Source organism: Rhodococcus sp. Leaf233, from assembly GCF_001426165.1.
In the GTDB taxonomy this organism is placed as follows: domain Bacteria; phylum Actinomycetota; class Actinomycetes; order Mycobacteriales; family Mycobacteriaceae; genus Rhodococcoides; species Rhodococcoides fascians.
Window position 1 is genome coordinate 142,731 of record NZ_LMRO01000008.1, and the last position, 18,744, is coordinate 161,474.

An 18,744-nucleotide genomic window follows, 5' to 3' on the forward strand; every position below is an offset into this window, starting at 1 on the left:
GATCGAGAAGAGGTAGTAAGCGCGTGAGTGTGCCCGACGACCATCTGTCCGACAAGCGACCCGCCACCGAGCGGGTGGGCTTTCACGCCGCTGTGGATGTGCGGTGGTCGGATATGGATGTGTATCAACACATCAACCACGCGCGAATGGTGACGTTGCTCGAAGAGGCGCGGATCCCGTGGCTGCTGGTGGACGGCAGGCCGACTGCGAATCTGCGTCACGGTGCCGTCATTGCCGATCTGCACGTGAAGTATCGCGGGCAGCTGCGACACGAGGACGGACCCCTCGACGTCTTCATGTGGATCGATGCGGTCCGCGCGGTGGACTTCGTCGTGGGGTACGAGGTGCGGGCACGCGGGGCGTCGCTGGATACGCCGGCAGCGGTGGTGGCGTCGACGCAGATCGCGGCGTTCGACATCGATGCGCAGCGACTGCGCCGGCTCACTCCCGCCGAGCGCGAGTTCCTGGTGAGTTGGCAGCGTGTATGAGCGCGTTCTGACCGTTCCCGATGCGGTCGAGCGGGAGAACCTCCAGACGTTCTGCAGCAGGGCATTGCGCTTGGACGAGGCTGCTGTCGTTCGGTTGCGCACTCGGGCCGGCGGGGGCGTGTCGTGTTGGGCGGCAACCGGTTTCGATGCGCTCGCCGCGCGGGTGATTGCGGGAACCATCATGCCCGACGACACCAGTGCGGGTGCCGATGTGTTGGTGTCCGCTCTGCAGAACGCGGACGACGGCGTGATCGACCCGGGTTTCTCGATGGACTCCGCCTGGCGTGGCACCCTTCCTCCCGACGGCGGATTCGAGCATCTCGACGACGTCCCCGCGCGGGTGCTCATCGGACTCGCACAGCGCGGTGCCGCACTGGCGAAGGAACACGGCAGCAGTCACGGGCCGCCGAGCTCGTTGCTCGAACAGCAGGTGTTGCACGTGACCGGTGACGGCGACGACGTCTCGGTCACCATGCGCACCGTATTCGGGTTGACCGCAATGGGTTTCGTGCCGCACGACGGTAACGATCCGTTGACGATCGACGTCGACCCGGAGAGGATCGCCGCCGCAGAGGTGGTACGAGTACGCGCCACCAAGGTGTGGTTGCGCCTCGATGCCAGGTTCGGGTCGGTGTTCGTTCGCCGCCCGGGCCAACAGTTGTCGCTCACCGTCGAACGCTGAGCGTGGCCGGTCGGCCGGTTCGGACGAGCCGGCCGGCCGGCTCAGACGAGCCAGGCGGCCGCGTTCGCGGGAAGCATCCCGTCGACCAGCGGAGTGCTGGTCAGCAACACTTCGCCGGGTGGGAGTGGGATCGACTCGTCGGAGGCGTTGAGGGCGCAGATCAAGCCCCCGCGGCGCCGGAAGGCCAGGCACCCGGGAGGGGCACCGTACCAATCGATTCCGCCGCCGGTGAACTCCGGCCGCAGGGTGCGCAATTCGAACGCCGTGCGGTACAGGCTGAGCATCGAATCGACCTCTTCGAGCTGCGCCTCGGCGGTCAGCCCCTTCCACTCCGGCGGCATCGGCAACCAGGTGCGATCGGTGGTGGAGAACCCGAACGGAGGGGCATCACCCTCCCAAGGCATGGGGACTCGGCAGCCGTCGCGTCCGCGCTCGGTGTGCCCGGACCGCTCCCACACCGGGTCCTGCAGGGCGCTGTCGGGCAGCTGCACGTTCGGTAGCCCGAGCTCGGCACCGTTGTATACGAAAATTGTTCCAGGAAGGGCCAATTCGACGAGAATCATGGCCCGGGCCCGGTGGTAGCCCAGGTCTCCGTCGCCGTATCTGGTGACCTCGCGTTCGACGTCGTGGTTCGACAGTGTCCACGTCGGCGTGCCGCCGACCAGTTCGACGGCCGCGAGCGAGTTGGAGATCGCATCGCGGATGGTCTCGGCGTCGAAATCGACACTGGCCAAGCGGAAGTTGAAGCCCAGGTGCAGCTCGTCGGGGCGGATGTATTCGGAGAACCGGACGTTGTCCTGGACCCAGATCTCGCCGACCGTCACCGCGTGGGGGTATTCGTTCATGACGGCTCTGATGCGGCGGTGCAGTTCGTGGACTCGGGGGTTGTTGAACCGGGGATCGTCGTCGTCGTTCTTCATCAGTGCGTTGAACTCGAGGCTCATGTCGGCCAGCTCGGCAGGTTTTGCCATGCCGTGGGCGACGTCGAGTCGAAATCCGTCGACGCCTCGGTCCAGCCAGAACCGAAGTGTGCGCGCGAAGTCGTCGAAGACCTCGGGGTTGTCCCAGTTCAGGTCCGGTTGTTCGGGCGCGAAGATGTGCAGGTACCACTGACCGGGGGAGCCGTCCCTCTCGTCGACTCGCGTCCAGGCGGGACCCCCGAAGATGCTCGGCCAGTTGTTCGGCGGCTGCGAACCGTCGTCGCCGAGCCCGTCTCGAAAGATGTAGCGCGCTCGCTCGGCGCTGCCGCGAGGGGCGTTCAGAGCCGCCTGGAACCACCGGTGTTCGTCACTGGTGTGATTGGGCACCAGATCCATCGTGACCTTGATGTCGCGGGCGTGCGCCTCGTCAAGCAACGCGTCGAAGATCTCGAGACTGCCGAACATGGGGTCGATGTCGCGGGGGTCGGAAACGTCGTAGCCGTGATCGGCCATGGGCGACCGCGTGATCGGTCCGATCCAGATGGCGTCGATACCGAGCAATTCGAGGTAGCCGAGCTTGTCTCTGATGCCGTCGAGATCACCGATTCCGTCACCGTTCGCATCTGCGAACGACCGGGGATAGATCTGGTAGAAGACGGCGTCCTGCCACCACGACAACTCGGTGCTTTCGATCGGATCGGTCACAACTGGCAATAGTGCCAAACGAATGGGCTGCGAACGATTCGAGGGCGCTGGGGTGCACCCGGCACCCTGCACTGGCGGTCGATCCGAAGGTAAAGGATTGTGCTCATTCACATGACCGACACGTATCCGCACGTTTGGAAAGTGTTGTATGTTCTGCAACGTAAAACGTGCAGCGGCCGGTGCCGCGCCCGACGGTGAGGACGCGACGACACCATGAGAACCTCGACCATAGAAGCCGTGCGGCTGGAAGATGTTTCGCTCTCCGACAGTCCCATCGAACCCACGTGGATCCTCGAAGGAAACCCGCGGGCTCGCGTCGCGGAGTGGTCCAGGAGTACCGACGGCACCACGACCACCAATGTGTGGGATTGCACGGCCGGACGCTTTCGGTGGTACTTCGCGGTCGACGAGATCGTCCACATCATGGACGGGTCGGTCGTGGTGTCCAGCGAAGATCACGCGCCCCGGACTCTGGTCCCCGGCGACGCGGCGTTGTTCCGCGCCGGCACCTGGTCGGAATGGCGCGTCGACAACTACGTGCGTAAGCACGCCATCTTGCGGCAGCACCTGCCCGCGCCGCTGAGCTTCGTGCTCGGGGTAGCCGGCTCGCTCCGCCGACGGCTCGGCCGCCTCAGAGGTGGCGCAGCGGGCCCTCGGCGAGGCGCATCGCTGTAGTTCGTGACGCTGTAGTTCGTGACGCTGTAGTACGTGACGCCGTAGCTCTCAGATTGCCGAGTTCATCATCGAATTGGCGGCCATCTCCATGTAGTCGACGAGTTGCGTTCGGTGCGCAGAATCCAGGACGGCCGGGTCGATCGAGGCGATCGCGATGTGCATGCATCGAAGCCAGGCGTCACGTTCGAGCGGCCCGATCCGAAACGGGTTGTGACGCATCCGCAATCGTGGATGACCACGTTCGTCGGAGTACGTACGAGGCCCGCCCCAGTACTGCTCGAGGAACATTCGCATCCGCCGTTCGGCCGGTGCCAGGTCCTCCTCTGGATACAGGGGCCGCACGATCTCGTCCTTGGCCACTTCCTCGTAGAACTTCGCCGTGAGCAACCGGAACGTCTCCGCACCGCCGACCGCGTCGTAGAACGTCTGCTGCGGTTCGGTCATCACACTCTCTCTGTTCGTTCCTCGTCGGCGTCGGTCACGCTCATTGTCCCTCAGCTGCTGCTCTCGACTGCAACCCCACCCGGACGGCCCAGCGCATACGGGGCTTTGATACCGGCATCGTCGAACGACTGCAGGATGTCGCGGTGGAGGCGACGCTGCACCGCCCATTGGCGGCCGGGTCGGGTCTTGATCGTGATCCGGATGGTCACGGTATCGGCGCTGACGGCATTGACGCCGAGCATCTCCGGGGGTTCGAGGATGTCACTGTCGAAGTCGCCGGAGTCCACGACCTCGTTGGTGGTTCTCTCGGCCACCGCGCAGGCCTCGTCGATGTTGGCCGTGTGGGAGACGGGGAGGTCGAGGACAGCTACCGCGAACCCTTGGCTCATGTTGCCCACCCGCAGAACTTCACCGTTTCGGCAGTACCACACGGTGCCGTTGACATCTCTGATCGTGGTGACGCGCAATCCCACGCTTTCGACCGTGCCGATCGCCTCACCGAGATCGACGACGTCGCCGACCCCGTACTGATCCTCGAGAAGCATGAAGATTCCGGACAGGAAGTCGCGGACGAGGTTCTGCGCACCGAAACCGAGGGCGACACCGACGATCCCCGCCGACGCGATGAACGGGGCGACGTTCACACCCACGACGTCGAGCACCGACAGCACGAACCAGGTCAGGATCATGACCGACACCGCAGATCGGAGTACCGAACCGATCGTGTTGGCCCGCTGTCTGCGCCGTTCGTTGAGTATCTCGCCCTTCACCGTTCCCGAGGACCGGTCGCGTAACGGCCGGAGAAGTGCAGGTGATCGGCCGGCGTCGTGTCGAGTGAAGCGGTCGATCATTCGGTGCAACACGAGCCTGAGCACGATCGCCAGAACCAGATAGCCGAGGATCTGCAACGGACGGTCGACCAGCCAGTCGCGTCCGGTGTCGGTCAGTTCGAATGCTCGGGTGTCGAGCTCTCGCAGCAGCGAAGGTTCGGGTAACGGCGATACGGACAGAAGGGTTGATACAGCCACCCGAAAAGTCTACGGAGACACAGAAATCTTGCCAGTCGCGCAGCGCATAGCGGTATCGATCCTCGAACTCGCCGATCGGAAACCGGAATGTTCACCGATCGGCAACAGAAAATGCGCAGAAAAAGGCTGTGCGCGGGCGGTGTATTCGTGTTCCACTGTGAACCGTGTTCCACGCAAGCCATGCGCGGGCGCCGACACTCCCTGGAGTAATGCATGAAGAACTCTCAACACCGCCACCGACAACTCCCGCCCACTGAGGGCCGCACCACGCACGACCAGCGTGAGACGGCCTCGGGGGCTTCTCCGCTGCGCGTGGTGCCGACGGCCCACAACGCCACGGGCGACGACGCCGTCCCGGCGTGGGTCAAGCGCCGTGTGCTGCTCCTCAACGCAACTTTCGAACCACTGACCGCGCTTCCGATGCGCCGGGCGGTGGTTCTTCTCGTTTGCGGCAAGGCCGACGTGATCCACGACGATCCGGAGGGGCCGTTCATCCGGTCGGCCGATTACTCCGTCCAGGTGCCGTCGGTGATTCGATTGCGGACGTTCGTCCGAGTTCCCTATCGAGCGCGGGTGCCGATGACGCGCGCGGCACTGATGCATCGCGACAGATTCCGCTGCGCCTATTGCGGCAGCAAGGCCGAGACCGTCGATCACGTCGTGCCTCGCAGCCGCGGCGGCGGCCACTCGTGGGAGAACTGCGTGGCGTGCTGCGCCTCCTGCAATCACCGCAAGGCGGACAAGCTGCTCAGTGAGATCGGGTGGACGTTGCGAGCCCAGCTCGTGCCGCCGAAGGGCCCGCACTGGCGTCTGCTGGCGACCACCAAGGAGTTGGACCCGAGCTGGTTGGCGTACCTCGGCGAAGGTGCTGCCTGACTGTCGGCCGTTGGCTCTTTTCGGTCACAACACCGGCCCCGACGTGGTCCGACGGGCAATTGTCGACTAACGTCACACCCCGTGAGCATTTTGGAGACCACGCTGATATTCGGGGTGATTCCGGTTGCGGTGATCGGAATCGTCGGCGCGCTGTCCTACTTGACCGACAAGCAGCCGGGGATGGACGTCGCTCCGTACCGGCTGACGGACGAGTGGACGCGCGAGCCATTGCTGTGGAGCGCTACGGACGAGGTGACTCCGTTCGGGGGCCACGGATCGCACGACGCGGACACAGCCGATTCGATCGGAGGTGCTGCAAGTGGCAAGTGGTGAACTGGTACGTGGCGGTGACATCCGAGAAGAGGACCTGCCGTTCGGGGCTGCGCTGACGGCGAGTGGTCGCGTATCGGTGGCACACGAGTTCGGCACGCCGAGCCCGGAGCACCTGCCTTTCGCGACGCAGGATCTGGTCGCGCTCGACGACGCACTGAGCGAGGCGACCCGGAAGACGAAGATTCGGTTCAACATCTACGTCGGTGACCTGGGAGTCGATCCGGCTGCGGGAGCGGATTCGGTCTTCCCCGGCACCCCCGATGCGATTCGTTCGGTTCTGATCGCTGTCGACCCCAACCGGCACGCGCTCGAGATCCGCACCGGAAAGCGGGTCTCGAACCGTGCTACCGATCGGGTTGCTCAGCTCGGCGTCACCGCTGCGCTCGGCCCGTTCCGCGACGGCAACCTCATCGACGGTCTCGTGACCTCGGTCCGCGTGATGGCAGCATCCATCCTCGCGCCGTAGCTCGTCGCGCTCCATCCCCGTAGTTCTCGGCCGGCGGTCCCGGCGACGACGAGGGCCGGCTGCATCTCACCTTCGCGGGTGAGACGCAACCGGCCCTCGTCGTATGTGTACCTGCGATCAGCCGGCGTCGTATGCCCGGGCGGCGAGTGCCCGAACGACTCCGGCGCGGCCTTCGATCACAAGTCGGCGCAGAGCAGGTGGAAGGTCGCCATCGAGGAACCTGTCGGCTGCGGCCAACGACTGCTCGCTGATCGACCACGATGGGTAGAGGCCCACCACGACGGTCTGTGCGACTTCACTCGATCGACGAGCCCACACGCCGTCGATCGCCTCGAAGTAGCGGTCGACGTACGGCTCGAGCAGTTCGCCCTGGCCGGGGCCCGCGAAACCACCGATTATCGACCGCGCCGTGATGTTCGGAACCGCGTCGTCGTCGACGACGGTCGTCCATGCCCGCTCCTTCACCTCGGCACTGGGACGCGCAGCTCGTGCAGCGGCAGCCGACCGCGCTCCGGCGGCGGTGTTGTCCTTCTCGGCTTCGGCGTCGATGACCGGCGAATCGAGCCCGTCGGCATCGATGGCTCCGGCCGCCGCAAGGGCGGTGACGATGCGCCACCGCAGATCCGTATCGATGTCGAGTCCGGCCAAGGACTGCCCCTGGGCGTCACCGTCCAGGAGAGCGCGCAATACCTCGACATGGCGCTCGCTGAGTTCGGTACCGGTGAGGGCGTTGACGAACGCCAACTGGTGATCCGAGCCCGACTCGGCACCGCGGGCCAGCTCGAGCACTGCGTCGGCGAACTCCGGGACTCCGTGTTCTGCCGCCCACGCCGGATCGGCGTAGCTGGTGACAGCCGTCTGCGCCTGGAGCAGAAGGCGTTGCACCACACCCACTTCGGTCTCGCTACCGATTCCGCGCTGGACCAGAGCCACGAAGTCGCGTGCCTTCATCTCGGCGGACCGAGTCATTTCCCATGCGGCCGACCAGGCGAGAGTGCGGGGGAGCGACTCGGCGATGTCGCCGATCCGATCGACGAGAACACCGAGCGAATCCGGATCGAGCCGCACTGCGCAATACGTCAGGTCGTCGTCGTTGACCAGCACGAGCTTGCCGCGCGATACACCTACGAGCGCTTCGACATTCGTCGATTCGGCAGCATCGAGGTCCAGCTCGACGCGGTCGGTACGCACCAACTTGCCGTCGACGTCGTCGTAGATGCCGATTGCGATGCGGTGTACGCGATGCTCGCCCGCGCCCGGTGCTGCGCCGGTCTGCGACACTGCGAACCGGGTGAACCTGCCCTCCGAGTCGACGTCGAAATCGGGGCTCAGAGTATTCAGGCCGGTGGTCCGCAGCCACTGCGCACCCCAATCGGAGAGATCGCGACCCGATGACTTCTCCAGTGCCGCAAGCAGATCCGAGAACGTTGCGTTGGCGAAGGCGTGATCGACGAAGTAGGCCCGCAACCCGGCCAGGAAGTCTTCCTTACCGACGTACGCAACCAGCTGCTTGAGCACGCTGGCACCCTTGGCGTACGTGATGCCGTCGAAGTTGACCTCCACGGCGGCCAGATCGGGGATGTCCGCGGCGATGGGGTGCGTCGAGGGCAGCTGGTCCTGTCGGTATGCCCAGGCCTTCTCGACGTTGGCGAACGTCGTCCACGCGTTGGTGTACTCGGTCGCCTCGGACTGGCACAACACGGAGGCGAACGTCGCGAACGACTCGTTGAGCCACAGGTCGTCCCACCATGTCATCGTCACCAGATCGCCGAACCACATGTGCGCCATCTCGTGCAGCACGGTCTCGGCGCGTCGCTCGTAGGAGTACCGCGTCACCTTGGACCGGAAGACGTAATCCTCGAGGAACGTGACGGCCCCGGCGTTCTCCATGGCTCCGGCGTTGAATTCGGGCACGAACAGCTGGTCGTACTTGCCGAACGCATACGGGGTGCCGAAGTTCTCGTGGTAGAAACCGAAACCCTGCTTCGTCTCGGTGAACAGTCGCTCGGCATCCATGTGTTCGGCAAGGGATGCGCGGCAGTAGATTCCGAGAGGGATGGTGCCGTGATCGTCGGTGTACGAATCGGTCCACTCGGCGTAGGGACCGGCGATCAGAGCAACCAGGTATGTGCTCATCAGCGGCGTCGTGTCGAACACGTGCTCACCTGCGGCCGGCTCGGCACCGTGCGCTGCGTTGGAGATGACGGTCCAGCTCTCGGGAGCGGTGACCTTCAGGTCGAACGTGGCCTTGAGATCGGGTTGATCGAAGCACGCGAACATGCGCTTGGCGTCCGCAGTCTCGAACTGCGAGTACAGGTACACCGAACCGTCCGACGGATCGACGAAACGGTGCAGGCCTTCGCCGGTGTGCGAGTAGACGCAGTCGGCATCGACCACGAGTTCGTTGTGTTCGGCGAGATCGACCAGAGCCAGCCCCGTCGACTCGTCGTAGTTCGTCGTGTCGAGCGCTGTGCCGTTGAGCGTCGCCGACCGGATGGTGCCTGCGACGATGTCCACGAAAGTCGACGCTCCGGCGGTCGCGGCGAACGTGATGGTGGTGAGCGAGCGGAACGTCTTCTCGCCGGGATTGCCCTCGCCGTCGGTGAGATCGAGAACGATCGCGTACTTCGTTTCCCCGATGATCGCCGAGCGCTCGGAGGCTTGGTCACGCGTCAGGTTGGGAGCAACCACTTCAGTCGACACCTCTTCGTGTAGTTATGGGTAGTGCCGTCCATCCCATCACGTCCGCCGTGTCGCGCGCTGGCTGACGGGTCGCGTGGAATGTCCGCGCGGTGGCCGGGTGTTACGACATGAAGAGACAGCGACATCGACTTTCGAGGAGCAGACAGTGGCCGGTTCAGGACAGAAAGACACCGCTGATTTTTGGTTCGACCCGCTGTGCCCATGGTGCTGGATCACCTCACGTTGGATTCTCGAGGTCCAGCAGGTGCGCGACATCGACGTCAATTTCCACGTCATGAGCTTGGCCGTCCTCAACGAGGGCCGCGACCTGCCCGAGGAGTACGCCGCGATGATGAAGAAGGCGTGGGGTCCGGTGCGGGTGGCGATCGCCGCGGCGAAGAGCAACGGCGACGAGATCCTCGCGCCGCTGTACGCGGCCATGGGCACGCGAATTCACAACGAGGGCAACAAGGATTTCGACGTCGTCATCCGGGAGTCCTTGGCCGAACTCGACTTGCCCGCCGATCTCGCCTCGGCAGCCGAGAGCACCGATTACGACGAGGACCTGCGCACCAGCCACCACGCAGGAATGGACAAGGTCGGCCCCGATGTGGGCACTCCCACCATTCACGTCAACGGCGTGGCGTTCTTCGGCCCTGTGCTCTCGCGGATTCCACGCGGTGAAGAGGCAGGCAAGTTGTGGGACGCGTCGGTGATCTTCGCGGCGTACCCTCACTTCTTCGAGCTCAAGCGCACCCGCAACGAGGACCCGCAGTTCGACTGATCGCGAGACCCTCGTGCGTGGAAACTCGTAGCAGGAGCCGAACTTTCACGCACGAGGGGCCAGTCCACGCACGAGGGGCTAGTTCACGCACGGGGGATCAGGCGACGATTCGATCCGAGCCGTTGTCGGTGCCGAACGTCAGATGCTCGCCGAAATGGAAGCGCCTGGCCGACCACGCCGCTGCGGCGGCATCGAGGATGTCGTCGACGAGCGGCCCGTTCGGCAGGTCGTCCAGATCGAGATCCCCGGTCCATCGTGTCAGTGCGGCCAACCGTTGCCCGACGCCGCGGCCGGTCTTCTTCGATGCGTAGACCGTGGTCGGTGACATCGCCCTGAACGAGCATTCGGGATGCACTTCGACGTACCGTTCCGGATCGAAGTCCGAATCTCGCCACGCCCGGACCGCGGGCAAGATGTGCCACGTTTGTTTACTGATCGCCTTGCCGGTCTTCGACCGCGAGATCGAGCACGCCTGTTCGTACGACACCGCGTCCAGAACATCCGCGACCGGGGTGTGAAAGATCGAACTGCGCGCCGTCCCCAGGAACTTCTTCGCCTCCAGTTCGCTGACGCGATAACCGTCCACGGGTAGCGACAGCGGCATGTCGACGCCCACTCGCGCGCAGTCTCGGGTGTGCTCCAACACGTCGGAGACGGAGGAGCAGGCCGTCCACGTCACTCTCGTGCCGTCGAACAATGCGACCACCCACGCACCCTTCGCGCCGTCGACACCGGCGAATTTCTCGGCTCGTGACATCACCTGTCAGACTCTAGGCATGCGCGTATACCTGGGTGCCGACCACGCCGGCCTCGAGTTCAAGAATCAGATCATCGAACACCTGACGGCAACCGGGCACGAGCCCGTCGACTGCGGTGCCTTCGACTACGACCCTGTCGACGACTACCCGGCCTTCTGCATCGACGCAGCACGTCGCGTCGTCGCCGATCCGGGCAGTCGCGGCCTCGTGCTCGGCGGATCCGGAAACGGCGAGCAGATCGCCGCGAACAAGGTGCCGGGCGCACGCTGTGCCCTCGCGTGGAGCGTCGAGACGGCGAAGTTGGCTCGCGAACACAACGATGCGCAGCTCATCGGCATCGGCGGCCGCATGCACACGTTGCCCGAAGCACTGGCCATCGTCGACGCGTTCCTCGGCACCCCGTTCTCGGGCGAGGAGCGCCACCAACGGCGCATCGACATCCTGTCCGAGTACGAGCGCAGCGGCGAAGCACCCGAGGTTCCGGGAAAGCCCGAGTAAGTGCCCGAAGGGCATACCCTGCACCGACTCGCTCGGTTGCATCAACGTCGGTTCGGCGGGGCACCGGTGGAGGCGAGCAGTCCCCAGGGACGGTTCGTTTCCGGTGCCGCGCTGATCGACGGCCTCGTCCTCGAGAAGGCCGAGGCGTGGGGCAAGCATCTGCTGCACCGCTACGAATCCGACCTGATCGTGCACATTCACCTCGGCCTGTACGGGAAGTTCACCGAACACGCTGTGCCACTGGATGATCCGGTCGGCGCGGTGCGTCTGCGCATCGTGGGGGAGAAGTACGGTGCCGACCTGCGCGGCCCGACGGCCTGCGAGATCTACACCGAGCAGCAGGTCGACGCCCTCCTGGCGCGTCTGGGGCCGGACCCGCTCCGCAAAGATGCGGACCCCGACGCGGCCTGGGCACGAATATCCAAGTCACGCACGGCCATCGGCACGTTGCTGATGGATCAGAAGGTGCTCGCCGGCGTCGGCAACGTCTACCGCGCCGAGATCCTCTTCCGGCACGAGATCAACCCGATGCGCCCCGGAAAGGACCTCGACCGAGCCGAGTGGGACGCCATCTGGCTCGATCTCGTGGACCTCATGGCCATCGGTGTCCGACGCGGTCGCATCATCACCATCAGGCCCGAGGACGATCACGGCGACACCTACGGTGCCCGCCGACCGCGTTCGTACGTCTACCGCAGGGAAGGCCTCCCGTGCCGCGTGTGCGGAGCCGAGATCCTGCACTCGACGATGCAGGCGCGAAACCTGTTCTGGTGCCCCGTCTGTCAGGCGACCTAGGGCCGGCGAGCTAGAACCCGCCGAAATCCCCTCCGCCTCCGCCGCCGTCGAAGAAGCCACCGCCGTCTCCGCTGTCGAAGAAGCCGCCGCCGTCATTGCCGTCGTTACCTGCTCCGGCGTCGCCACCGTCGTAATTGTCACCAGCACCCCCGTCGGAACCGTCCGCACCCAGGTCGCCACCCGCTGCGGTCTCGTCCGGAACCCCGGCCATGCCGGAGAACATCGCCGAGAACAGGAACATCGAGCCCATTCCCCATGCGCCGGCGACCAAGGCCGGACGCCACCACGGCTCGGAGTACCAGCCTGCGGGGACGGGTCGGCCCGCCACCCGTCCGCCGGGGTAGTAGTTCGGGGTCCGGTCCGACGGTTCCGGTGAGGCCGCGATCTCTCGTCCCTCGAAGTCGACCTTGCGTTCCTCGGTGACACGGCCTGCCTGCTGTTGGCCGTCGATGCCCTGCACCTCGGGGCCCGGGTCCATGCCCATCGCCAGGCGCGCTGCGCGAATGTAATAGAGCCCTTCCAACGCGGTCTGCTTGGCCAGCCTCGCCTGTTCGACGGTTGTCGCCTGGTCGATTTGCGAGCCTGCTGCGATATTGCGCTCGGATGCGTCGGCCAGGGCCTGCTTGGATGCGGTGTCGGAGCCCACGAGGTTGTAGATCTGGCCGCCGAGCCGTTCGATCGACTGACGGGCGTCGGCCTTCGCATCGGCCAGTGCGGTGGCCGCGGCTGCGGCGGAGTTCTTCTTGCTGCGAAGCACCAGCAGTGCCACTACGGCCACGACGATGACGATCAGGACGATTTCCACTTCTGAGCCTTCCATCGGCGATACATGTCCAGTTCGTCCGATTCACTCGAACACTGTCGACGATACGCGGACACGAAAAAGCCCCGCACTCGTGAAGTGCGGGGCTTTCGATGGAGCCGATGACGAGAATCGAACTCGCGTAGCCTGTTTGGAAGACAGGGGCTCTACCATTGAGCTACATCGGCGTGCAAACAACAGTCGTGGGATCGCCAGTTCCGTCGCCTGCGTTTCAAGACTGTACCCAAAGCGGTTGCCGGATTCCAAACCGGCCCGTCGAGCCCGGTCTCACGGAACGTCATGGGTGGGGCGCCCATGAGGGGCTACTATCGGTTGCTGTTCAATGGTGTCCGTACGACGGGGTGTGGCGCAGCTTGGTAGCGCATCCGCTTTGGGAGCGGAGGGTCGCAGGTTCAATTCCTGTCACCCCGACAAATGAGAGCCGCGGGCACGGCTCACCGTGCTCGTGGCGAGCGGAAGACAGCAAGCCAGAACTGCCAGCAAGCAAGAATCACCACAAAGGAGCATGTCCCGTGAAGAGCACCGTCGAGCAGCTGAGCCCGACGCGAGTCCGTATCAACGTTGAGGTGCCCTTCGAGGAGCTCAAGCCTGATTTCGACCGCGCGTACAAGGCTTTGGCTCAGCAGATCCGCCTCCCCGGATTCCGTCCCGGCAAGGCTCCGGCCAAGTTGCTCGAGGCGCGAGTCGGCCGTGGTGCAGTACTCGAGCAGGTCGTCAACGACGCTCTTCCCTCTCGCTACTCCGAGGCCGTGACCAACGAGAAGGTCAAGGTCATCGGCCAGCCCGAGATCGAGATCACCAAGATCGAAGACGGCACCGAGCTCACGTTCACCGCCGAGGTCGACGTGCGTCCCGAGATCGAGCTGCCGGATTACTCGACCATCAGCGTCGTAGTCGATCCGCTCGAGATCAAGGACGAAGCCGTCGACGAGCAGCTGCAGTCGCTCCGTCAGCGTTTCGGAACCCTCACCGGTGTCGATCGCCCGGTTCAGTCCGGCGACTTCGTGTCCATCGATCTCTCGGCCACGGTCGACGGCGAGAACGTCGAAGAGGCAACCGCGAGCGGACTGTCCCACGAGGTCGGCTCCGGTCAGCTCATCGAGGGCCTCGACGACGCGATCATCGGCGTCTCGGCCGGCGAGTCGAAGGAGTTCACCTCCACGCTCGTTGCCGGTGAGTACGCGGGCAAGGAAGCCGTCGTCACGGTCAAGGTCGTCTCCGTGAAGGAGCGCGAGCTGCCCGAGGCCGACGACGAGTTCGCCCAGCTCGCCAGCGAATTCGACACGTTCGACGAGCTGCTCGCCGATCTGAAGACGCGCGTCGAGCGAGTCGCGAAGGTCGAGCAGGCCGGTCAGATCCGCGACAAGGTGCTCGAGACGCTGCTCGAGACCCTCGAGATTCCGGCTCCCGAGGCCGTCGTCATGGCCGAGGTCGATTCCCAGGTGCACGAGGCCATCCACGGCCTCGATCACAACGAGGAAGCGCTCGCCGAGTTGCTCGAGTCGCAGGGTTCGAGCCGCGAGGAGTTCGACAAGGACGTCAAGGAGGGTGCCGAGAAGTCGGTGCGCACCCAGCTCCTGCTCGACGCCATCGCCGAGGCAGAGAACACTCAGGTCGGCCAGGACGAGCTGACCGAGCGAATCATCTTCCAGGCCCAGCGCTACGGCATGCCGCCCGAGCAGTTCATCCAGCAGGTGCAGCAGGCCAACCAGCTCGGTGCCGTGTTCGCCGACGTCAAGCGCGGCAAGGCGCTTGCCTCGGTTGTCGAGCGCGTCACGGTGACCGACACCAACGGAGCCAGCGTCGACACCGCCGAGCTGTTCGGCAGCCCCGCCGATGCTCCCGACGAGGTCGAAGCAGCTGATTCTTCCGAGGGCGAACAAGAGAAGTAACGCTCACAGCGAACGACGGCGGTTCCGGGACTCCGGAGCCGCCGTCTTTCGTTAGTGTCTGTGTCAGGAACCAACGATTTGTTATGGAAAAGGCAGGTACCGTGACTGTTCAGAATCCGGCGGCTTCGCACGAGCAGAGTCCCGTCATGACTTCGGCCGCAGCAGGGCTGAATCTCAGCGACTCCGTGTACGAGCGTCTGCTTCAAAACCGCATCATTTTCCTCGGTACCCAGGTCGACGACGACATCGCCAACAAGTTGTGCGCGCAGATCCTGCTCCTGTCGGCCGAGGACCCCACCCGCGACATCTCGCTGTACATCAACTCGCCCGGTGGCTCGGTCACCGCAGGTATGGCGATCTTCGACACCATGGAATTCGCCGAGTGCGATATTGCCACCTACGGGATGGGCCTGGCTGCCTCGATGGGCCAGTTCCTGCTCTCGGCCGGCGCGAAGGGCAAGCGGTACGCCCTGCCGCACGCGCGCATCATGATGCATCAGCCTTCGGCCGGTATCGGCGGCAGCGCTTCGGACATCGCGATCATGGCCGAGCAGTTCGCGCACACCAAGCGTGAGATGGCCGAGCTCATCGCTCAGCACACCGGCCAGACCGTCGAGCAGATCACCGAGGATTCCGACCGTGACCGGTGGTTCACGGCACAGGCGGCCAAGGAATACGGGTTCGTGGATCACGTCGTCAGCCGCGCGCGGCAGGCCGGCGGAGTCGGCGAGTAATTCGGCCGCTACCGGCGACCCTCGATCACTCACATCTTGGAGAAACGATGACAAACCTGTTCGATCCCAACCAGTTGCCGTCCTCGCGGTACATCCTTCCGTCCTTCGTCGAGCACTCGAGCTACGGCGTCAAGGAGTCGAACCCGTACAACAAGCTGTTCGAGGAGCGCATCATCTTCCTCGGCGTCCAGGTCGACGATGCGTCTGCCAACGACGTCATGGCACAGCTGCTGGTGCTCGAGGGCCTCGACCCCGACCGTGACATCACGATGTACATCAACTCGCCCGGTGGCTCGTTCACCTCGTTGATGGCCATCTACGACACGATGCAGTACGTCCGCGCCGACGTGGCGACAGTGTGCCTCGGCCAGGCGGCTTCGGCTGCCGCGGTACTGCTCGCAGCCGGCACCCCCGGCAAGCGCGCGGCTCTGCCGAACGCACGAGTGCTGATCCACCAGCCCTCGAGCGGCGGCATCCAGGGCCAGGTCTCGGACCTCGAGATCCAGGCCGCCGAGATCGAACGTATGCGTCGACTCATGGAGACCACCCTCGGCCGCCACACCGGCAAGGATCCCGACGTGATCCGCAAGGACACCGATCGCGACAAGATTCTCACCGCCGAGCAGGCCAAGGACTACGGCATCATCGACACCGTGTTCGAGTACCGCAAGCTCTCGGCTCAGAAGTAGCACGCAAGTACCACCGGTCGGATCGCCTCGCGGTCCGGCAGACGATCGGACGCCGGGCACGAGTGGACAACTCGGCCCGGCTGTCTCGATTCACGCCCCGAATGCCGTGATTGGTGAAAACGGGCGGCGAATCACCGGAAACAACCCGCCCATGTTCGGCGAACACGGGTAGCGTCGCATCCAAGAACTCGGTCGAAGCATCTCGAACTCGGCATGCCATCGATCGAGAAGTAGCCCGTCCTTCCGCGTATGCGGTCGGCCGGGTCGTACGCGGACAAGGAAGTAGGAACCTCCGAATGGCACGCATCGGTGACGGTGGCGATCTGCTGAAGTGCTCGTTCTGCGGCAAGAGCCAAAAGCAGGTCAAGAAGCTCATTGCAGGACCAGGGGTGTACATCTGCGACGAGTGCATCGACCTGTGCAACGAGATCATCGAGGAGGAGTTGGCCGAATCGAGCGAAGTCAAGCTCGACGACCTGCCCAAGCCTTCCGAGATCAAGGACTTTCTCGAGAACTACGTGATCGGCCAGGACGCTGCGAAGCGCACGTTGGCCGTCGCTGTCTACAACCACTACAAGCGCATTCAGGCCGGCGACAAGGCGCGCGATGTGCGCGGCGAATCCGTCGAGCTGGCCAAATCGAACATCTTGATGCTCGGTCCCACCGGGTGCGGCAAGACGTATCTGGCCCAGACCCTCGCCAAGATGCTCAACGTGCCGTTCGCGATCGCCGACGCCACCGCACTGACCGAAGCCGGGTACGTGGGTGAGGATGTCGAGAACATCCTGCTCAAGCTCATCCAGGCCGCGGACTACGACGTCAAGCGGGCCGAGACCGGCATCATCTACATCGACGAGGTCGACAAGATCGCTCGTAAGAGCGAGAACCCGTCGATCACCCGCGATGTCTCCGGTGAAGGCGTACAGCAGGCACTGCTGAAGATCCTGGAAGGTACCCAGGCCAGCGTCCCGCCGCAGGGCGGACGTAAGCATCCGCATCAGGAGTTCATCCAGATCGACACCACCAACGTGCTCTTCATCGTCGCCGGTGCTTTCGCCGGTCTCGAGAAGATCGTGTCCGACCGCGTCGGTAAGCGCGGTCTCGGCTTCGGAGCCGAGGTGCGTTCCAAGGCCGAGATCGACACGCAGGATCACTTCGCCGAGGTGATGCCCGAGGATCTGATCAAGTTCGGTTTGATCCCCGAGTTCATCGGTCGTCTCCCGATGATCGCGTCGGTGACCAACCTGGACAAGGAATCACTGGTCACCATCCTGTCCGAACCGAAGAACGCGTTGGTCAAGCAGTACCGTCGACTCTTCGACATGGACGGCGTCGAGCTCGAGTTCACGTCCGAGGCACTCGAGGCAATTGCCGATCAGGCGATCCTGCGTGGCACCGGTGCTCGTGGGTTGCGCGCGATCATGGAAGAAGTGCTGCTTCCGGTGATGTACGACATCCCGAGCCGGGACGACGTGGAGAAGGTCGTGGTCACGGCAGAGACGGTCAACGACAACGTCCTGCCGACCATCGTTCCGCGCAAGCCCGAACGCCCGGAGCGTCGCGACAAGTCGGCCTGACCAGCTCCGGCACGACACCGAAACGAGCCCCGATCATCGAACGCGATGATCGGGGCTCGTTCTGTGTTGTGGAGGTTCTCGATCGAGGGTGTCAGCCGAGGACCGAGATGTGCGGGTGCAGGTCCGGGTCGACCGCGGCACACCGCTGCGCCACCAACGGGTCGTGGCCCGGCACGACATGCTCGGGGCTGTCGGCGAGTTCCTTGATCCGGTCGAACGCGCCGAACATGTCCGGCAGGCAGTGCAGAATCGCGAAGGGACTGTCGGATTCGATGTTCTCGTAGAAGTGACTCGCATCCGACGCCAGCACCAGGGTCCCGCGCTCGGTGTGCACGCTGACTACCTGCATGCCCGCGGTATGTCCGCCCACCGCATGCACCGAGAGTCCCGGTGCCAGTTCGCGGTCGCCGTCGACGATGTCGAGACGCGGACTTCCCGTGACGTGGTCGATGTCGGACCGCGAGTGCAACCAGCGTTCCTGCCCGACGCGGGTCGCCCACGGACCGTTCCAGTAGTCGAGCTCTTTCTGCTGGACGACGTAGCGGGCCGACGGCAGATCTGCGACGACTCCGGTGTGGTCGTAGTGCAGATGGGTCAGCACACATACGTCGATGTCACCGGGGGAGATTCCCAGCTCTCCGATGAGGTCCACGGGGGAGCCGACGTAGTCCAGTCCCTTCATCCGTGACGCCGTCGCCGGTGCGAGACCGGCGTCGACGAGGACGGTCTCGGTGTCCGACAGCGCGAGCCACACGTAGTACGCGGTGGGGTGCGGCTCGTGGCCGCGCTCGTCCGCATAGTGGAAGTGCGTGCTGCGCAGGGATGTTCGGCTCGCATAGCGCACGGCGTACACACGCCATTCACCGCTACGGTCCGGTCGCAGTCCGTCGATCAT

20 protein-coding genes and 2 tRNA genes are annotated in these 18,744 nt (G+C 64.5%); 14 read left to right on the forward strand and 8 right to left on the reverse strand.

From position 1 onward, the window contains the following. The first annotated feature begins 23 nt into the window (after positions 1-23). The gene (locus tag ASH04_RS08445) at positions 24-488 is read left to right on the forward strand and encodes an acyl-CoA thioesterase (RefSeq protein WP_045841282.1); all 465 of its coding nucleotides are present in this window, start codon (positions 24-26) and stop codon (positions 486-488) included. Then, complete coding sequence (locus ASH04_RS08450) at positions 481-1,170, forward strand: hypothetical protein (protein ID WP_057473283.1); 690 nt, start codon at positions 481-483, stop codon at positions 1,168-1,170. Before ASH04_RS08445 ends, ASH04_RS08450 begins: the two co-directional genes overlap by 8 nt. 41 nt (positions 1,171-1,211) lie before the next feature. Here the strand turns inward: ASH04_RS08450 and ASH04_RS08455 are convergent, their stop codons facing one another. Continuing rightward, on the reverse strand, positions 1,212-2,819 hold the full coding sequence (locus ASH04_RS08455) for a glycoside hydrolase family 13 protein (RefSeq protein ID WP_442971189.1): 1,608 nt from the start codon (positions 2,817-2,819) through the stop codon (positions 1,212-1,214). Between the two features lie 189 nt (positions 2,820-3,008). On the opposite strand from ASH04_RS08455, the gene ASH04_RS08460 reads away from it, so the two are divergent. Beyond that, positions 3,009-3,470 carry a cupin domain-containing protein gene (locus ASH04_RS08460; protein ID WP_027497591.1) on the forward strand — a complete coding sequence of 154 codons (462 nt, stop codon included), beginning with the start codon at positions 3,009-3,011 and terminating at the stop codon, positions 3,468-3,470. A 48-nt stretch (positions 3,471-3,518) separates the two neighbouring features. Here ASH04_RS08460 and ASH04_RS08465 read toward each other — a convergent pair whose 3' ends face one another. Continuing rightward, entirely contained in the window at positions 3,519-3,914 is a 396-nt protein-coding gene (locus ASH04_RS08465; protein WP_027497590.1) for a globin, read from the reverse strand. Positions 3,915-3,964: 50 nt separating this feature from the next. Continuing rightward, complete coding sequence (locus ASH04_RS08470) at positions 3,965-4,924, reverse strand: mechanosensitive ion channel family protein (RefSeq protein WP_045841372.1); 960 nt, start codon at positions 4,922-4,924, stop codon at positions 3,965-3,967. 231 nt (positions 4,925-5,155) lie between these two features. Here ASH04_RS08470 and ASH04_RS08475 point away from each other — a divergent pair, with 231 nt between their 5' ends. The 3 genes from ASH04_RS08475 to ASH04_RS08485 all read left to right on the forward strand — a co-directional run bounded on the left by ASH04_RS08475 (position 5,156) and on the right by ASH04_RS08485 (position 6,617). After that, positions 5,156-5,818, forward strand: coding sequence for an HNH endonuclease (locus ASH04_RS08475; protein WP_174557300.1), 663 nt, complete (start codon positions 5,156-5,158; stop codon positions 5,816-5,818). Between the two features lie 81 nt (positions 5,819-5,899). Beyond that, positions 5,900-6,151 carry an aa3-type cytochrome oxidase subunit CtaJ gene (gene ctaJ / locus ASH04_RS08480; RefSeq protein WP_027497587.1) on the forward strand — a complete coding sequence of 84 codons (252 nt, stop codon included), beginning with the start codon at positions 5,900-5,902 and terminating at the stop codon, positions 6,149-6,151. Beyond that, positions 6,138-6,617 (forward strand): DUF5130 family protein, encoded by a 480-nt coding sequence (locus ASH04_RS08485; RefSeq protein WP_032368213.1) that lies wholly within the window; start codon positions 6,138-6,140, stop codon positions 6,615-6,617. The genes ctaJ and ASH04_RS08485 overlap by 14 nt, the downstream gene beginning before the upstream one ends. 117 nt (positions 6,618-6,734) lie before the next feature. On the opposite strand, the gene pepN is transcribed toward ASH04_RS08485, so the two are convergent. Then, positions 6,735-9,308, reverse strand: coding sequence for an aminopeptidase N (pepN, locus tag ASH04_RS08490; RefSeq protein WP_045841279.1), 2,574 nt, complete (start codon positions 9,306-9,308; stop codon positions 6,735-6,737). A 157-nt stretch (positions 9,309-9,465) separates the two neighbouring features. On the opposite strand from pepN, the gene ASH04_RS08495 reads away from it, so the two are divergent. Then, entirely contained in the window at positions 9,466-10,083 is a 618-nt protein-coding gene (locus ASH04_RS08495; RefSeq protein ID WP_032370209.1) for a mycothiol-dependent nitroreductase Rv2466c family protein, read from the forward strand. Positions 10,084-10,180: 97 nt separating this feature from the next. On the opposite strand, the gene ASH04_RS08500 is transcribed toward ASH04_RS08495, so the two are convergent. After that, positions 10,181-10,840, reverse strand: coding sequence for a DUF429 domain-containing protein (locus ASH04_RS08500; RefSeq protein ID WP_057473455.1), 660 nt, complete (start codon positions 10,838-10,840; stop codon positions 10,181-10,183). A gap of 19 nt (positions 10,841-10,859) precedes the next feature. Here ASH04_RS08500 and ASH04_RS08505 point away from each other — a divergent pair, with 19 nt between their 5' ends. Then, a complete protein-coding gene (locus ASH04_RS08505) occupies positions 10,860-11,339 on the forward strand; it encodes a ribose-5-phosphate isomerase (protein WP_032374451.1) in 480 nt (159 codons plus the stop codon). Further along, complete coding sequence (locus ASH04_RS08510; protein ID WP_032368209.1) at positions 11,340-12,134, forward strand: Fpg/Nei family DNA glycosylase; 795 nt, start codon at positions 11,340-11,342, stop codon at positions 12,132-12,134. A gap of 10 nt (positions 12,135-12,144) precedes the next feature. Here the strand turns inward: ASH04_RS08510 and ASH04_RS08515 are convergent, their stop codons facing one another. After that, complete coding sequence (locus ASH04_RS08515; protein ID WP_057473456.1) at positions 12,145-12,939, reverse strand: hypothetical protein; 795 nt, start codon at positions 12,937-12,939, stop codon at positions 12,145-12,147. Between the two features lie 111 nt (positions 12,940-13,050). After that, positions 13,051-13,124: transfer RNA gene (locus ASH04_RS08520), tRNA-Gly, on the reverse strand. Positions 13,125-13,294: 170 nt separating this feature from the next. On the opposite strand from ASH04_RS08520, the gene ASH04_RS08525 reads away from it, so the two are divergent. From ASH04_RS08525 to clpX, 5 genes are all read left to right on the forward strand, one after another. Next, positions 13,295-13,368, forward strand: a tRNA-Pro gene (locus ASH04_RS08525). A 101-nt stretch (positions 13,369-13,469) separates the two neighbouring features. Next, positions 13,470-14,849, forward strand: coding sequence for a trigger factor (tig, locus tag ASH04_RS08530; protein WP_057473285.1), 1,380 nt, complete (start codon positions 13,470-13,472; stop codon positions 14,847-14,849). A gap of 83 nt (positions 14,850-14,932) precedes the next feature. Further along, entirely contained in the window at positions 14,933-15,583 is a 651-nt protein-coding gene (locus ASH04_RS08535; RefSeq protein WP_072692168.1) for an ATP-dependent Clp protease proteolytic subunit, read from the forward strand. Between the two features lie 47 nt (positions 15,584-15,630). After that, a complete protein-coding gene (locus ASH04_RS08540) occupies positions 15,631-16,272 on the forward strand; it encodes an ATP-dependent Clp protease proteolytic subunit (RefSeq protein WP_008715342.1) in 642 nt (213 codons plus the stop codon). A 296-nt stretch (positions 16,273-16,568) separates the two neighbouring features. After that, positions 16,569-17,849, forward strand: coding sequence for an ATP-dependent Clp protease ATP-binding subunit ClpX (clpX, locus tag ASH04_RS08545; RefSeq protein ID WP_027497577.1), 1,281 nt, complete (start codon positions 16,569-16,571; stop codon positions 17,847-17,849). A 91-nt stretch (positions 17,850-17,940) separates the two neighbouring features. Here the strand turns inward: clpX and ASH04_RS08550 are convergent, their stop codons facing one another. Then, positions 17,941-18,744 carry an N-acyl homoserine lactonase family protein gene (locus ASH04_RS08550; protein ID WP_032406767.1) on the reverse strand — a complete coding sequence of 268 codons (804 nt, stop codon included), beginning with the start codon at positions 18,742-18,744 and terminating at the stop codon, positions 17,941-17,943.

What these genes read in the sequence shown, in the direction of transcription:
- ASH04_RS08460 (WP_027497591.1), top strand. Translation starts at nt 3,009, where the DNA reads ATGAGAACCTCGACCATAGAAGCCGTGCGGCTGGAAGATGTTTCGCTC.
- ASH04_RS08465 (WP_027497590.1), bottom strand. Translation starts at nt 3,914, where the DNA reads ATGACCGAACCGCAGCAGACGTTCTACGACGCGGTCGGCGGTGCGGAG.
- ASH04_RS08475 (WP_174557300.1), top strand. Translation starts at nt 5,156, where the DNA reads ATGAAGAACTCTCAACACCGCCACCGACAACTCCCGCCCACTGAGGGC.
- ASH04_RS08500 (WP_057473455.1), bottom strand. Translation starts at nt 10,840, where the DNA reads ATGTCACGAGCCGAGAAATTCGCCGGTGTCGACGGCGCGAAGGGTGCG.
- ASH04_RS08505 (WP_032374451.1), top strand. Translation starts at nt 10,860, where the DNA reads ATGCGCGTATACCTGGGTGCCGACCACGCCGGCCTCGAGTTCAAGAAT.
- ASH04_RS08535 (WP_072692168.1), top strand. Translation starts at nt 14,933, where the DNA reads ATGGAAAAGGCAGGTACCGTGACTGTTCAGAATCCGGCGGCTTCGCAC.
- ASH04_RS08540 (WP_008715342.1), top strand. Translation starts at nt 15,631, where the DNA reads ATGACAAACCTGTTCGATCCCAACCAGTTGCCGTCCTCGCGGTACATC.
- clpX (WP_027497577.1), top strand. Translation starts at nt 16,569, where the DNA reads ATGGCACGCATCGGTGACGGTGGCGATCTGCTGAAGTGCTCGTTCTGC.
- ASH04_RS08550 (WP_032406767.1), bottom strand. Translation starts at nt 18,744, where the DNA reads ATGATCGACGGACTGCGACCGGACCGTAGCGGTGAATGGCGTGTGTAC.